Below are 16,121 nucleotides of genomic sequence, written 5' to 3'. Positions count from 1 at the left end.
ACAAGCCTGTCAATATTTGCTTGTTAAGTAAGATTGCATGATTGGGCATTGCGCTGTCAGGTAACGGCTTTCGGCGGTGGACCTTGGAAAAAAGCATGGCTGTGGTTATTAAAAACATCTTAACACTCTTTGCCTTGTGCCTGTTGCCTAAACAAATAACTCAAATCTTATTCTGCACGATTACTTCCTATGTTAAAATGTTGTATTTATTGTCCAAATTTCGCTGAAAATCGATTTGCTAAATCTTCAATCTTATCTTTTTGGGCGAGTTGTTCGATCCACTCACTCGGAATTTGTTCATAGCCATAATAAAAGCCTGCAATTCCACCTGTCACACTTCCAATGGTATCGGTATCATCACCTAAATTTACACCTTTTAATACCGCTGATTTGAAATTATCAGTTGTCAAAAAAGCCCAAAGAGAGGCTTCTAAGGTATGCAAGATATAACCAGAAGAAAAAACTTCGCTTTCATCAATTTTAGAAATATCGTCGAAAAGAAGTCTGCTATATAATTCTAATTCAGCTGGCTTTACTTGTACCGATAAAAGATAATCTCGTACCGTATTTTGTGTAATACTATATGCTTCGTGTTTCTCTTTACCTTTCATCAAGTTGAGCAAATACTCCGTAGCAAAAAAACAGCCAATTAAGGTTCGTGTGTGCCCGTGGGTAATACCCGACACAATTTTGATAATACTACAACGCTCCTCGATGGATTTATTTTGAGTATAGTACACAATCGGGAGTGTACGCATCAACGAGCCGTTTCCATTCGAATACTCATCGCATTCGCCAGAGTTTAGTGGCGAAACACCTTTTAGTAATCTATCGATGGCATTACGAGTCGCGATACCCACATCAAAAAATGCTCCGTGTGCTGTCCAATAGCCATTATCGTACCAGTCGCAAAACTTTTTGGCTAGACCGTCTAGGTCAAAACCTTCGACTAGTTGTTCTGCTAAACAAAAGGATAGAGAGGTATCGTCAGACCAAGTACCTGCTGGCTGGTGGTGAGTTCCGTAGGCACGCATACCCTCTACAGGATGTGCCTTGAGGTGTTTACGGCTCATAAACTCGACAGGAACACCAAGGGAGTCGCCAATAGCAATACCAAAAAGTAGACCTTTGCTTTTCATAGAAATAAAATGAATAATAATGTGGCATTGAGCTATCGGGTTACAGCTATTAGTATTTCTAATCACCTAAAACCGATACATTAATACCGAAATTTATATTGTAAGCTTTGTTCCAGCGTTACCATCAGTTACAGCTGCAAGAACTTCTTTGGCGTGGCAGATAGTTACTTGTTTAACTCCTTCGTCAAGCGCTTTGAAAGCATTATCTAATTTGGGAATCATTCCTTTGTTGATAGCGCCAGTAGCTTTGTAGGAAGAATAGGCCTCTGGTTGTAATTGAGGAATTACAGAATCGTCGTCGTCTGGGTTCGAAAGTACACCTTTTTTCTCAAAACAGTACACCAAATTTACTTCAAATTCTTTGGCCATGGCTGTTGCTACTGCCTGAGCTTGTGTGTCGGCATTGGTATTAAGCATATTGCCATCGAGATCATAAGTCAAAGGGGCAAATACAGGGGTTAGTCCTTGCGAAATCATTCCTGCAATTTGACCTGCATCTACACGCTCGATGTCACCCACAAAACCATAATCGATTTCTTTGACAGGGCGTTTTTTAGAAAGAATAACACCTCCATCCGCACCAGTCAAACCAATAGCATTAGTGCCAAATTTTTGTAGTTGTGCTACGAGATTTTTGTTTACCAAACCACCATACACCATTGTTACGACGTTGAGCATAGATTGATCGGTAATACGACGGCCTTCTACCATTACTGTTTCGATACCTAATTTTTCAGCAATTTGCGTAGCGATTTTACCACCTCCATGAACCAAAATTTTAGGACCAGCGATTTGCGCGAAATCAGATAAAAATTGACTACATAATGTTGGGTTATCGATTACATTACCCCCAATTTTCACAACAGTGAGTTTCATAAAGATTATTTTGATTTGGTTAAACAGAAACGTTGCTTTCGCCTTTTTGACGAGCTAGCGCTATTAAACAACAAATGTACAGACCGTAAGACCTGTACATTCGAAAATATGATAGATTGATGGAGTAGTGGAAGAGTGGGCGAAAATGATTATCACTCATTCACTCAATCACCATTAGAACAAGTACGGGCTTTCTTCGCGGATAATGCTCAGAAGCATTTGTTTGATGACAACCTGTGCTGACCATATACGGTTACCAGCTTGTTGTACTACCACCGAATTAGGAGAGTCTAATACAGCATCTTCAACAACCACATTACGACGAACTGGCAAGCAGTGCATAAATTTGGCGTTGTTAGTCAAGTTCATTTTGTCCATTGTTACCATCCATGATGGGTCTTGGTTCAAAATTTGACCATATTGAGAGTAAGATGACCAGTTTTTAGCATAAATAAAATCTGCATCTTTGAATGCCTCTTCTTGATTGTAAGTTACTTTGGCATTGCCTACAAATTCAGGAGCAAGTTCGTATCCTTCAGGGTGTGTGATGACAAAATCCACATCAGCGGCGTTCATCCACTCGGCAAAAGAGTTTGGTACTGCTTGAGGAAGCGCTTTTACGTGTGGAGCCCATGTCAAAACCACCTTTGGACGAGGTTTTGTCTTTAGCTCTTCAATTGTAATTAAGTCGGCTAAAGACTGTAATGGGTGACGAGTAGCAGACTCTAAGCTCAAAATCGGACGACCAGTATGTTTAACAAACTGATTCATGACGTTTTCAGAATAATCTTCTTCACGATCCACTAAGCCAGGAAAACTACGAATACCAACGATGTCACAGTATTGACCTACCACGGGTGCAGCTTCTTTGATGTGCTCGGCTTTGTTGCCATTCATAATCGCGCCATCTTCAAACTCCAATCCCCAGCTATCCTGTCCGACGTTCATTACGATTAGTTCCAACCCTAAGTTTTGAGCGGCTCGTTGTGTACTTAAGCGTGTTCGTAAACTTGAGTTAAAAAACAATAGACCCATGGTCCTGTTTTTGCCCAAATGCTTATCCGCATAAGGAGTTTTTTTATATAAAAGGGCTTCTTTAACTAGAGCCTGAACATCAACAGCATCTTTAACTGAAAGGAAGTTTCTCATTTTTTAAATATCCGATAGCAGTTCGTTGCAAGTTTTAAATGGAACAATTGATTAAAAGATGATTCTTCGACATTGCGATTGTCTTGAATTCAAACTACAAAGTTATTCCTAAATATGAGAATCACGTTAGTATTTTTGTAAAACTCCTTGATTTTAATGGCTTATTGCCACTTTTTGTGAAGATTTTTGAATAAATACGCAAATTGAAGGATAAACAGGGGACAAAAAATTTGGCGAACCCTACTAGAGCCCGCCAAGATTGTATCACTAACACACCAAAATATAGTTTTGCTTATTAGATTTTTGAAATACTATTCCACAAAACCTATTTCTACTATGAAAACTACTCATTTAACGTATGAAACTGAGAGAAGTCACAGTATATCTGAAAATTTTTAGATTTTTTTTGAAAAAAATAAAAAGCACATTTCCAAATCCTCTGAGCCTACTCAGATATACGAAAGAAGAGTTGAATTAGATTGCTAAGTAAGGAATTTTTTTTTGAAAAGTTATTACAAGAGAATTGTGAAAAATGATACTAACGACTAATGAGTAGTGTACGAAGGATTATAAAAACCATTTATTTCGGATTTAGGATGTTGGGTTTCGGAACAGTAACCTTCTGTATTTTGTAAAAACAAAGATGTTTTTCTTTATTTCCGAAATCCTTCATACAGTCCTAATGATTAATATTCAATTTCCAATGTCTAACTAAGATTGTTTCGATATGTTCTACTTCTTCGATTTCGCCAAATTGTTGAAAGCCATTTTTTTCTAACACTTTTCCTGAACTTGTATTGTCAACAGGAGTATCTGCCAAGATTTGTAAGAGAGATGTATCTTGTTTAGCCCAATCAATGAGTCCTTTCAATGCCTCAGAGGCATATCCTTTGTTACGATAGGGCATATCAATGAAATAACCTACCATTGTATTACCATTGTCGTCGGGTAATCCCGAAAAGCCAATACCACCAATCGAACGATTTTCTTCTTCAAGAATAATCTCCCAATTTGAGTACCAAGCAAAGTCCCAAGGAAATATTTGTGCCATCGGAATCCAGAAATGTTCAAGAGCTTCGAGGGTTTCAGCTTCAAAAAAGGGTTCAATTTGCCAAGATGTTGGAACAAGCTCCAGATGTTTTTCTAGCGCCTCACGACCATGACGATGCCAAATCAGTAATTCATTATGTTTGAGTGCTTGAAGTTTGAGTCTTGAAGTGCGAATAATAGCCATATATTAACTGGACAGGGTTAGTTGTGAAGCATTTTAACGTAATGCTACAAAAATGACAAAGCGAATTTAGGATTTATTTTTAGTCAATGTTTTAGCCATAAGTCAAAAAAGGATTTTCAGCAACCACAAATATACCAGCAATCACTCGACATCTCTAAGATTTTCAATCTTGAGTATCACGATGAGTCAGCATTCTACATTGGTAAACCCACCCCTACAATAGATGATAAAAAAGGAAGAAAGGTATATTAAATTTGAAGATTCTAGGATAGTAGAGCCTGAAAATAAACACCTTGCATAGGCAGAATAACAAGTCCTTTGATTAATGTTATTCACCGATGAATTATTTTGTTTGGTCGAAAAGTGGCCTTGTGTCCCATCTTTCAGTGCAACTTTTGTGTTGTAAATCTATCATTAGTTAACATTTGGGCAATAGTCCACTCATCTTTATTAAGAACCACTGATACTTTTTGTTTTTATAAAAGAATAACTTATCAACAACTTTGTCATCTATTTGAACATAAAGTTCAGGGCTTTCTAAAACATCATCATGAAAAAAGTTTTATTGTTTTCAGTATTAAGTTTTATCGGGTTTAATACTATGGCGCAGTTCCCTGGCGCAGGCATGGGAATGGGGGGAGGACAGCGTCAGCAGCCACAACAACAGGCGATTCCGGGAACAGCTCAGGCTGCACCCAAAGGATCTGCCAAGATTGTGGGTTTTGTGATTGACTCTGCTGCTACCAAAGCAGTCGAGTTTGCAAGTGTTGCTTTAATTAACAAAGCTACTAATAAACCTATCGATGGTACTGTTGCAGATGAAAAAGGTAAATTTACCTTAAATAAAATCGCAACAGGAGATTATGTGATTTCTGTATCGTTTTTGGGATATGTATCGAAAAGAATCCCAGTTAAAATTCAGAATAAAAATGACGAGATTGATTTGGGCGTAATTCGTTTGAGTCAGTCAAATCAGGTATTGCAAGAAGTAACCGTAGAAGGGCAAAAAGCAGTAATCGAAGACAAAGTAGACCGTTTGGTGTATAACGCAGAACGTGATGCTACCTCGAAAGGTGGCGACGCTTCGGATGTATTGCGTAAAGTACCAATGCTTTCGGTTGACTTAGATGGTAACGTTTCGTTGCGTGGTAGCTCAAATGTTCGTGTATTGATTAACAACAAACCATCGACAATTGTAGCAACAAGTATTGCAGACGCCTTGAAGCAAATTCCTGCTGATATGATTAAGTCTGTAGAAGTAATTACTTCTCCTTCAGCTAAATACGATGCGGAAGGTTCTTCTGGTATTATCAATATTATTACGAAGAAAAACAATTTGCAAGGTTTGACCTTGAACATGGATTCAAGTGTAGGTATTCGTGGAGCTAACCTTTCTTTGAATGGAAATTACCGTAAAGGTAATATGGGCTTCTCTCTAGGTGGATTTGGTCGCTCTAACTATAATGTAAATGGTACATTCGAAAACAGCCAACTTACGACTAATAACGGCAAACAAACTTTGAATACCCAGAGTGCAGATACTCGTAGCAACGGTTTGTTTGGTAGCTATCAATTGGGTTGGGATTGGGATATCAACAAGTATAATGCTATCACAGCTTCGGTTCGTTATGGTGTTCGTAATCAAAATAGTTTCCAAGATAAATTGTTGAGTCAAAGCTATTCAGCTTCATCATTGATGTCAAAAACGCTTCGTGATGTAGATACAAAAGATTTGTCAGGAACGATTGATGCTAACATCGACTATACTCATACGTTCAAAAAGCCACAACAAGAATTTAGTTTGTTAACGCAGTTTAGCCGTAACAACCGTACTAATGACTTTGTGAATAATTTGTTGAACTTGACTGATAATAGCGTGACAAGTCGTTTGAAAAACAATAACGATAGCTATAACCAAGAAGTAACAGTTCAGGCAGATTACCAAACGCCAATTACTAAAACACAATTGGTTGAAGTAGGTGCTAAAGGGATTTTCAGAACAGTAAATTCAGACTATCAGTATTTTACTGCTCAGGGTGCAACGGGTGCTTATGTGCCAACGACAAGCTCAGCAACAGCATCAAACGTATTTAATTATACTCAAAACATTGCTGCTGCTTACTTATCATATACTGCTACTTTATCAAAATTATATACCTTGAAAGTGGGTGGTCGCTATGAGCATACTGACATTTCTGCAAACTTCAAGAGTGGAGACCAAACTTTATCGATTCCATCTTATGGAGTATTGGTACCAAGTTTGAATATCTCTCGTAAGTTAGGTACTGTAAGTACGTTGAAATTAGGTTTCAACCGTCGTATTCAACGTCCATCAATTCAGTTCTTGAACCCGAACATCAATGCGTCAAACCCATTGAATATTTCATCAGGTAACCCGAATTTGAGTCCAGAGTACACAAACAACTACGAATTGACTTTGAATACCTCTATCAAAGGTACATTCTTGACAGTGTCAACTTTCGTACGTAATACAACAGGAAGTATCGAAAGTGTTCGTGATGTAATTGGTGATACTATTCGTACGTCGTACCAAAACATTGGTAAACAAGATGCTTATGGTATGAATGCATTCGGAAATATCAATTTCTCGAATAAGTTAACTGTTGGTTTGGGTGGAGATGTGTATTATGCAAAATTGGCCAACAATGTACCAAATCCATTATATAATGCTTCAAACTCAGGTTGGGTAGCTAATTACCGTATTTTTGGTAGCTATAATTTGGGTAATAACTGGGGCTTGCAAGCATTTGGTTTCTATCGCTCTACACAAGTACAGCTACAAGGTTTCCAAGGAGGATTTGGTATCTATAGCTTGAGCGTGAAGAAAGATTTCAAAGACAAGAAAGGAAGCATTGGTTTTGGTGCAGAAAACTTCTTTACACCAAATGGCTTCAAAATTCATAGCGAAATTAACTCACCTATCATTACTCAAAATAGTACTAATACCATGCGTAACATGAACTTTAAAATTAACTTCAGTTATCGTATTGGTAAAATGTCGTTTGACGCACCAAAACGCAAGAAATCAGTTAGTAATGATGACTTGAAAGATGGCGGTGGCGATAATAACGGCGGCGGTAATGGTGGCGGTCAGTCTCAAGGCGGTGGCGGTATGCCAAGCGGAGGCGGTGGTCGTCCAAGATAGTACGGTGATTATGTAGCTATTTTATGTTTGAAAATGCTCAACCATTAAAAACAGAATTGCTAGATAATTACAATAAATTGATGTTAGTAATGAATAAAATTCCCCAGTTGTTCGACTGGGGAATTTTTTTTAGTGAGGAGTTGGGAGTTTTGAGCGAGGAGTTGTCTTTGCCTAAATAAAATTACATTAATACGTTTTAGGCATTAGGCAAAAATCTATTCATGCTTCTATGACGAACACTTTTATATTTTTAGGTACTTCTGTGCCTATTGTTAGAAAAAGAAAATTCGTTATGAGTTCTGTAGTAGCGATAGTTTCGTAATCATTATTATGAAGGTTTTCAAGCAATTTCTGACTTTGTAAGTATTGCTTCTTTCCGAAATAAAGTAAAATACCTTTATTATTTACAAAATATAGAAGACTACACTTCCACAATCCAACATCCGATATCCGAAATAAATGGTGTTTATAATCCTTCTACACTCCTAATCCCAAATCCACAATAGCAAAAAAATCCCCTACCCGCAAGAGCAAGTAGGGGAATATACAATCAGTCAAAATTGCAATATTAAAGAACGATTACGTAGTAGTAACGAGTGCCGTCCATATCTACACCCTCGATTTTTACACGACCTTTACGGTTTTGTAATAAATCAGCTGCTTCCTTGGCATCTTTTACTGCTTTGTCATCAATTTTTGAGATAATCAAACCGCTTTCAACTCCTTGATAACCCAAACGACCTTCTGGATTTACATCGGTTAATTTAACACCACCCGAAAGTTTCAATTTGGCTTTTTCTGCTTCTGAAAGGTTGGTGATTTTAGCTCCAAGATATTCGCTAGCAATAGCAGCACCAGCAGATTCACCTTTTACAATGTTGGTGTTGCCATCTTTATTTTTCAAAACAACATTGAAATCTTTCGTAGCACCATCACGGTTTACAGTTACAACTACTGTTTCGCCTGGACGCTTACGACCTACTAATTCCATTAATTTTGAATTCGATTTAGTTTCAATGCCATCTACTTTGACGATCACGTCGTTTACTTTTAACCCTGCAGACTGTGCAGAGCTATTATTGGCAAAGCCGCCAACTAATACGCCCTCGCTCACTTTTAGCCCTTTCTCCTCTGCAACCTTCGCTGAAACATCTTGGATACTCACGCCCAAGTAACCACGCTGAACGTTACCATACTTAATCAAATCGGCTGATACTTTTTTCACAATACTTACAGGTACTGCAAACGAATACCCCGCAAACTGACCTGTACGGCTGTAAATGGCTGTATTGATACCAATAAGTTCACCTTTCAAGTTCACCAAAGCACCACCTGAGTTGCCTGGGTTTACCGCTGCATCTGTTTGGATAAACGATTCAAGTGGATTTACATCTTCTTTATCACGGTCGATAATGTTTTGACGACCTTTTGCTGATACGATACCAGCCGTTACTGTTGACTCAAGGTTGAAAGGGTTACCCACTGCCAATACCCATTCGCCAACTCTCAAAGCATCAGAATCACCGAATGTTAAAAATGGCAAATTCGTAGCTTTTACTTGAATTACGGCCAAGTCGGTAGAAGGGTCAGTACTTACTACTTTAGCCTTCAATTCACGCTTATCGCCAAGGATTACAGTTACTTCATCGGCATCTTGCACTACGTGGTTATTGGTTACGATATAACCATCAGCACTGATAATTACACCGGAGCCAGAAGCTTCTTGCGCTTCAGGTTGACGACGACGCCCACCGCCCAAATCTCCAAATCCGAAGAAATCTTCAAATGGATCTACCATTTGACGGTTTACTTGACGAGTCATTTTTGTTTTGATATGGACAACCGCAGGCGTAGCTTTTTCTGCTGCGAAAGTAAATTCTGTTAATGAACCTGCCGCCGCTCCACTATTCGACACCATGCGAGTAAAGGCAGATGGAGTATCTGAAAATACAGCGTCAGATGAAGACTTTTCGATGAATAACTTATAGGCTCCGAGCGTGGTCGCACTGCTCAAAGCACCAACGATGGCAAGGGTTTTTAAATTATTGTTCATTTCCATTTTGAATAAAGTGTTTTTAATGTGAACCAGACTCGTACTTTATTTCCTAAACGGTCTAGTGGAATAGATTGTTTTGTTGAAATTTGTAGCTGTTGGCTCTTGTTTACTTAAGCTTTTTGAAAAACAATCGGCCTGTATTTTTGAGCCTCTAACCAGTAAACTAACTGAGCGAGTTTTTTTGATTTCACTACGCTAATTTAACGCAAAATCGATATTCAAGGTGCACACATTAAAGGCATTTTAACATATTTTAAGAATTCTGTTACTTTCTGTATTTCGCTAGATAAAAAAATTGGGGAGTACCCGTCCAACTGTTTCTCCAAATTGAAAAAAAGTCAAGGATATTCCCCAATGTTACATGTTAAAAGAAGCAATCTTTATTTACGTCTATTCTTTATGATTACAAAACTGCAATCTCTTTTACGGCTGGTTTAAGCTCTTCTTTTTTCGGTAATCCAACATGAAGAATGCCATCGGTATAAGTAGCTTCAATTTTTTCGCCGTCTACATTTTTAGGTAGTGTAAATGTGCGTTGGAATTGGTTATAGTTAAACTCTTGACGAGTATATTTTTCGGTTTTTTCCTCCTGTTGTTGTTCCTGAACCGCCGATATCGTCAAGCGATTTTCGTGAAGACTCAATTTGAAATTTTCTTTTTTCAAACCTGGTGCTGCCACTTCAATTTCGAATCCTGTTTCAGATTCTTTTACGTTTACGGCTGGAATTGATTGATACAATGAGTTATGGAAATGTGCTTTTGGTAACATGGTGTCAAATTGTTTAAAAAGGTTGTTGAAATCGTTGTTGAAATTTGAATTTCTTTTTACTGCTGGGTTTAGTCTTACGAATGTCATGGCTGTAAATGTTTTTTTATTTTGTTAATTGAAAAAATCACTTTAAAAGAACTACCACTTGTTGCGGTGGTAATATTTTTTTTACAAGTTCTATACCAATTGAAAAATAAAGACATTTTGGCATGATTGTGGGCGTTTTGTTGATATTTTTACTGTCAAAATGACACTTTAGGTGTTTCGACCATATAAAAATTGTCAGTCATTCGTATTTTTGTCGATTATTGTTTTGGAGAAAAAAACTACTTTAGCTTAATTTTTGCTGTAGAAATAAAAGATATTATTGTCATGAGTCGGTTGAAATCAATAAAATGACTCAACTCTAATCAACTAACACACAACATAAACTATATGTATCAACTGAAATCTTTACTTACTGCCTGTTTCATATTATTAGTTGTCCAACAGGATATTTTGGGACAACAAAAAAAGAAAACTGAACCTACAAAATCTGTAAAAAGTACAAAGTCTGAAACGCCCAACAATGTAAGCGTTAAACAGTCGGCAGGACCACAATCTAATTTACAAGGATTTAAGGCCAATAAGATGTCGACCAGAGACGGACGTTTTGGCGTACCAGAAGAAATCGCACCTGATAGGTTTGGATTAAGAGGAGGAATAGGGCAGGTAATTCTTTTTGAAGGAGAGCAATCAGATTTGATTCCAACTTTTGAAATCGGTGCTTTTGCTAACATTGGTTTTACACCAAGAAGCCGCTTTCAACCTGAAATTTATTACCAGTCGAAAGCAACACAAAAAAATGATATCACGCTCCATATAAATATGCTCAATGTTCCCTTATTATACCAGTATCGATTCGGGTATGACGCAAAGAGCTTTTTTATAGAAGTAGGACCTTATGCATCTTACCTGACAAGCATGAACTATTTTTCTTACTCTGTCAATAATACAATTGACTTGAGCGGATTATCTTTTGGTGACCGAGTGGAAATGGGAGTAGTGGCAGGAGCAGGATACCGCTTCGACAAGCGATGGTTTGTAGATTTGAGAGCTAATTATGGCTTGAAAAAAATCAAAGATTTCAACAATTTCGCAACCGTATCGCTTGGAGTAGGATACGGGTTTTAAGTATTAGTGCTGAATTATGAGTTGTGAATGTAAAGTTTTAATTATCAATATCTTACACTTTAAATCGATTAAATATTATTTTGTACGATTACTTGAGAGAAAAATAGAATTTAGAGTGAGACTTATATTTTGGATAAGAAAATTATCAAGCTACTCACTCTAAATTTATATTTCATTTTATACGTCTACTTCTACCGTATTACGTAAAATATCATCAAAGTTCTCGCGACGACGAATCAATTTAGCTTCACCATTGATCACCAAAACCTCCGCAGGGCGAATACGAGAATTGTATTGTGACGACATCGAGAAACAATATGCACCTGCATTTTTCATTGCAATAATATCACCTTTATTCACTGTATTCATACGACGTTCGCTTTGCTGACCTTCAGCCGACCAACTAAAAGTATCTGTTTCGCAGATATATCCCACCACACGATAATCATCTTGTTGACTGTCGTCTTGGTTAGAGGCGTTAAAAATATCATGATAAGCGCCATACATCATCGGACGTCCCAAGTGATTTAGACCTGAGTTTACACATACAAAAGTCTTGATTGGGTCTTTTTTAACAGTATTAGCAGTTGTCAAAAATGTTCCAGCCTCACTAACCAAAAATTTACCAGGCTCAAACCATAATTGTAATGGACGACCGTATTCTTGGCAGAAATTCAAAAATGCTGAACTCAAAACAGCTCCCAATTCAGCCATGTTTGTGGTAATATCACCGTCTTTATAAGCTACTTTAAATCCACCACCCAAATCAATGATTTCTAAATCTTTGAAATCTTTAGCCATTTCCAAAATAGCTGAAGCTGCTTGCGTAAAAGCATCGGCATTTTTTACATCAGAACCCGTGTGCTGATGTAAACCGATGATTTTCATATCATACTTTTTCACGATTTCTAAAATTTGGTCTTTCTGATGAATCGAAATACCGAACTTAGATTCAGGGTGAGCCGTCATGATTTTTTCATTACCACCTCCAAATACGTGAGGCTTGATACGGATCAAAGCACCTTTTTTGTTGCCATACAATTTTCCAAAGGCTTCCAGTACATCCAAGTTATCGAGATTGATACGTGCACCAATTTCAGCTGCCAACTCGATTTCATCAAACGAAACACCACTTGGCGTAAAGGTAATTTGTGCACCCTCATATCCAGCCATCAATGCCAAACGCAGTTCTTCAGGAGATACCACGTCGATTTCGACCCCATGTTTGCGCATGAGTTTTAGGATAGATAAATTGGTGTTAGCTTTACAAGCGTATTTTATCTTTATATTAACATCTTTGAATGAATCACGAAGAATGCCTATTTTTTCGATAATTTTGTTGGCGTCATATACATATAAAGGCGTATCAAATTTTTCGGCCAACTCTGTCAATTGAATCCCTTGGATGTCGTAATAATGCATTTTTTTGCTATTGTTAAATTCTATTTGTGCCTTTTGTGATAAATTAACAAAATATATATGCCGTTTAGATAGAAATTCAGAATACTATTTTGTCATTGTTTTCAATAAAAGCTAAATACAAAGATACCCCAATCTTATCACCAACTAAAAACATCCCTCATGAAAAAATTCTTATTATTCATTTTATTATTTCAAATAGTACAGTTTGCAGTCACAGCGCAGATTCAGTGTGGGCCTATGGTGGGCTATTCTGAAATGAAGGAAGTAATGCTTTGGGTACAAACTCAAAAGCCTTCAAAAGTGAAATTTGTGTATTGGGATAAAGAAAACCCAGCTATCAAATACAGTACCGCTGAAGCTATTACCAACAAACATGATGGAAATGTAGCCAAGTTGGTTTGTGACCAAGTAACAATGGGCAAAAAATACGATTATGAAGTTTGGGTAAATGGTAAAAAAGTAGCACGTAATTACCCACTCTCGTTTCAGTCGCAGGAGTTGTGGCAATATCGTAAAGACCCAGCCAATTTTAAGTTTGCTTTCGGTAGCTGTAACTATATCAACGAACCAGAAACAGACCGCCCTGGACGTCCTTATGGTGGTTATCAAGAAATCTTTAGTGCGATTTACCAAAAACAGCCTGATTTTATGATGTGGGGTGGCGACAATTTCTATTACCGTGAGCCAGATTGGAACACTCGTACAGGGATGATTCACCGCAATACTCATTCAAGAAGTATTCCTGAAATACAGCCATTGTTGGGTAGCGTTCACCATTATGCTATCTGGGACGACCACGATTATGGTCCAAACGATGCTGACCGCTCTTTCTGGAATAAAGATATGTCACTAGAAATGTTCAAGCTTTTTTGGGCAAACCCTAATTATATTTTCGAAAATGAAGCTTGTACAGGTACTTTCCAATGGAATGATGTTCAGTTCTTTATGTTAGATAACCGTTGGTTCCGCACACCCAATGACAACCATACAGGAGATAGAGCGTTTTTAGGTCAAAAACAAATCAACTGGTTAATAGACGCACTTACAGGAAGTAAAGCGACTTTCAAATTCATCGTTTGTGGTGGGCAAGTTGTTAATCCAGCTAAGGTATTCGAAAATATGGCAACGTATGATGCAGAAAGAGCCGACCTTTTGAAAAAAATTGCAGATGCTAAAGTACCAGGCGTATTTTTCTTGACTGGCGACCGTCATCATACTTGTTTACAGAAATTAGAAAGAGCAGGAAATCTCTATCCTTTGTATGATTTGACAATTTCACCATTTACTTCTGGTCCGTCAAAACCTATTAAAGACGAAAATAATTCGCCAATTGTTGACGGTACATTATACACAGAACGTAACTTTGCAATCTGTGAGGTCACAGGATCCTTGAAAGACAGAGTTTTGAAAATCACAGTGTACGATACCAAAGGAACACAAGTTTGGGATAAGGATATTCATGCCAATGAGCTGAAATAGAGGTTTATTAGGCTTGTTTGTTCTCCAGCCCATCTATTGGGGCACTAAGTGGTATCGGTTTCTGTTATATCAAAAAGAGATAGAATTTTCAAAAATTCTATCCATCATTTAATTATCGAGAACCATGCAAGTAGAATTAGTTAGAGTAGATGATGCTTTCCATTTTGAAGCATCAGGAATGTCAGGAGTACCTGTACACATCGATGCAGCCGAAAATATTGGTGGTACCAACTCAGGCGCGCGTCCAATGGAACTTTTGTTGATGGGTTTAGGTGGCTGTACAGCCATTGATGTAATTATGATTTTGAAAAAACAACGCCAACGTATCGACGACCTTAAAATCTCGGTATCGGGCGAACGTGTCAAAATCGAAGGAACTGAAATGACTCCATTCCGTAGTATCAATATCCATTTTGCTATGAAAGGCAATATTACAGAAGCAAAAGCTCAAAAAGCGATTGAATTGTCAATGGAAAAGTACTGCTCTGCAACAGCTCAATTGAGTCCTTCGGCTACTATTACGCATACTTATAGCATTGATTTTGCTGAATAGATTTAACTTGTTTACATTAGGCGTTAGGCAACAGGCACTAGGCAAAGAGTTTTAACAACTACAGATATGCTTTTGCCGAAAGCCAAATAGTTGAATCACTAACTTAGAAATACCATCGACAAAACCCTTGCTGACTTTGGTCAAGCAAGGGTTTTGTGCTAATTTTGGGGTCATTTTGAGAAAAAATCAAGCAGAAATTATCCTAAAAATATTGAATCAATGCACATCCTATTGATGTTGCTTCAATATCAGCTATAAATATTCATTATCCCATGCAACAGTATCACGATTTACTCCAACATATTATGGACAACGGTGCGGTAAAAACAGACCGTACTGGTACAGGAACAAAAAGTGTATTTGGTTATCAAATGCGTTTTAACCTTCAAGAAGGTTTTCCGATGGTAACTACTAAAAAAGTACACCTAAAATCGATTATTCACGAATTGTTGTGGTTTATTCAAGGTGATACCAATACCAAATATCTTAAAGATCATGGTGTGAGTATTTGGGACGAATGGGCTAACGAAAATGGTGATTTAGGTCCTGTATATGGCAAACAGTGGAGAAGCTGGACAGCGCCAAATGGTAATGTGATCGACCAATTGAAAGAGGTGATTGATACCTTGAAAAAAAGCCCAGATTCACGTCGTATCATTGTTAGTGCATGGAATGTAGGAGAATTATCAGAAATGGCCTTGATGCCTTGTCATGCATTATTCCAGTTTTATGTAGCTGATAACAAACTTTCGTGCCAATTGTACCAACGTAGTGCTGACGTATTTTTGGGTGTACCATTCAATATTGCTTCTTATGCTCTTTTGACAATGATGGTAGCACAAGTTTGCGATTTAGAACTTGGTGATTTTATTTGGACTGGTGGAGATACGCACATCTATTCAAACCATTACGAACAAGTAGCTACACAGCTTTCACGTGATATTCGTCCATTACCAACTATGAAAATTAATCCAGAGGTGAAAGATATCTTCTCTTTCAAATTTGAAGATTTTACGTTGGAAAACTATAACCCACACCCAGCGATTAAAGCTCCTGTTGCGGTTTAAGTAATTACTGTTTTACCTAAGGTCATGATTTGATCAGA

General features: G+C 37.6%; 12 protein-coding genes. 5 read left to right on the top strand and 7 right to left on the bottom strand.

Features of this window, described 5'->3' with window-relative positions; genetic code table 11:
* Positions 1–206: 206 nt before the first annotated feature.
* The 4 genes from QM481_RS03545 to QM481_RS03530 form a co-directional block, all read right to left on the bottom strand.
* Positions 207–1,139 carry an ADP-ribosylglycohydrolase family protein gene (locus QM481_RS03545; RefSeq protein ID WP_166551355.1) on the bottom strand — a complete coding sequence of 311 codons (933 nt, stop codon included), beginning with the start codon at positions 1,137–1,139 and terminating at the stop codon, positions 207–209.
* A gap of 93 nt (positions 1,140–1,232) precedes the next feature.
* Positions 1,233–2,015 carry an acetylglutamate kinase gene (argB, locus tag QM481_RS03540; RefSeq protein ID WP_283380673.1) on the bottom strand — a complete coding sequence of 261 codons (783 nt, stop codon included), beginning with the start codon at positions 2,013–2,015 and terminating at the stop codon, positions 1,233–1,235.
* A 174-nt stretch (positions 2,016–2,189) separates the two neighbouring features.
* Positions 2,190–3,164, bottom strand: a complete 975-nt coding sequence (locus QM481_RS03535) for an N-acetylornithine carbamoyltransferase (RefSeq protein ID WP_283380672.1) — start codon at positions 3,162–3,164, stop codon at positions 2,190–2,192.
* 679 nt (positions 3,165–3,843) lie between these two features.
* Positions 3,844–4,398: a GNAT family N-acetyltransferase gene (locus QM481_RS03530; RefSeq protein ID WP_283380671.1), complete on the bottom strand. Its 555-nt coding sequence runs from the start codon at positions 4,396–4,398 to the stop codon at positions 3,844–3,846.
* A 550-nt stretch (positions 4,399–4,948) separates the two neighbouring features.
* Here QM481_RS03530 and QM481_RS03525 point away from each other — a divergent pair.
* Positions 4,949–7,564 (top strand): TonB-dependent receptor, encoded by a 2,616-nt coding sequence (locus QM481_RS03525; RefSeq protein WP_283380670.1) that lies wholly within the window; start codon positions 4,949–4,951, stop codon positions 7,562–7,564.
* Positions 7,565–8,132: 568 nt separating this feature from the next.
* Here the strand turns inward: QM481_RS03525 and QM481_RS03520 are convergent.
* Together QM481_RS03520 and QM481_RS03515 are read right to left on the bottom strand one after the other, a co-directional pair.
* Positions 8,133–9,617: a Do family serine endopeptidase gene (locus QM481_RS03520; RefSeq protein WP_166551350.1), complete on the bottom strand. Its 1,485-nt coding sequence runs from the start codon at positions 9,615–9,617 to the stop codon at positions 8,133–8,135.
* 406 nt (positions 9,618–10,023) lie between these two features.
* Complete coding sequence (locus QM481_RS03515; RefSeq protein WP_205690879.1) at positions 10,024–10,476, bottom strand: Hsp20/alpha crystallin family protein; 453 nt, start codon at positions 10,474–10,476, stop codon at positions 10,024–10,026.
* Between the two features lie 348 nt (positions 10,477–10,824).
* Here QM481_RS03515 and QM481_RS03510 point away from each other — a divergent pair, with 348 nt between their 5' ends.
* Complete coding sequence (locus QM481_RS03510; RefSeq protein ID WP_283380669.1) at positions 10,825–11,562, top strand: porin family protein; 738 nt, start codon at positions 10,825–10,827, stop codon at positions 11,560–11,562.
* Between the two features lie 177 nt (positions 11,563–11,739).
* On the opposite strand, the gene lysA is transcribed toward QM481_RS03510, so the two are convergent.
* Positions 11,740–12,984, bottom strand: coding sequence for a diaminopimelate decarboxylase (lysA, locus tag QM481_RS03505; RefSeq protein ID WP_283380668.1), 1,245 nt, complete (start codon positions 12,982–12,984; stop codon positions 11,740–11,742).
* Positions 12,985–13,143: 159 nt separating this feature from the next.
* Between lysA and QM481_RS03500 the strand changes: the two genes are divergently transcribed.
* The 3 genes from QM481_RS03500 to QM481_RS03490 all read left to right on the top strand — a co-directional run bounded on the left by QM481_RS03500 (position 13,144) and on the right by QM481_RS03490 (position 16,083).
* Positions 13,144–14,463: an alkaline phosphatase D family protein gene (locus QM481_RS03500; RefSeq protein WP_283380667.1), complete on the top strand. Its 1,320-nt coding sequence runs from the start codon at positions 13,144–13,146 to the stop codon at positions 14,461–14,463.
* A gap of 124 nt (positions 14,464–14,587) precedes the next feature.
* Positions 14,588–15,016, top strand: a complete 429-nt coding sequence (locus QM481_RS03495) for an OsmC family protein (protein WP_283380666.1) — start codon at positions 14,588–14,590, stop codon at positions 15,014–15,016.
* A 272-nt stretch (positions 15,017–15,288) separates the two neighbouring features.
* Positions 15,289–16,083 (top strand): thymidylate synthase, encoded by a 795-nt coding sequence (locus tag QM481_RS03490; protein ID WP_283380665.1) that lies wholly within the window; start codon positions 15,289–15,291, stop codon positions 16,081–16,083.
* The last annotated feature ends 38 nt before the right edge of the window (positions 16,084–16,121 follow it).

Source organism: Flectobacillus rivi, assembly GCF_030056655.1.
Classification (GTDB): domain Bacteria; phylum Bacteroidota; class Bacteroidia; order Cytophagales; family Spirosomataceae; genus Flectobacillus; species Flectobacillus rivi.
This window is presented reverse-complemented; position numbering and strand designations above follow the sequence as displayed.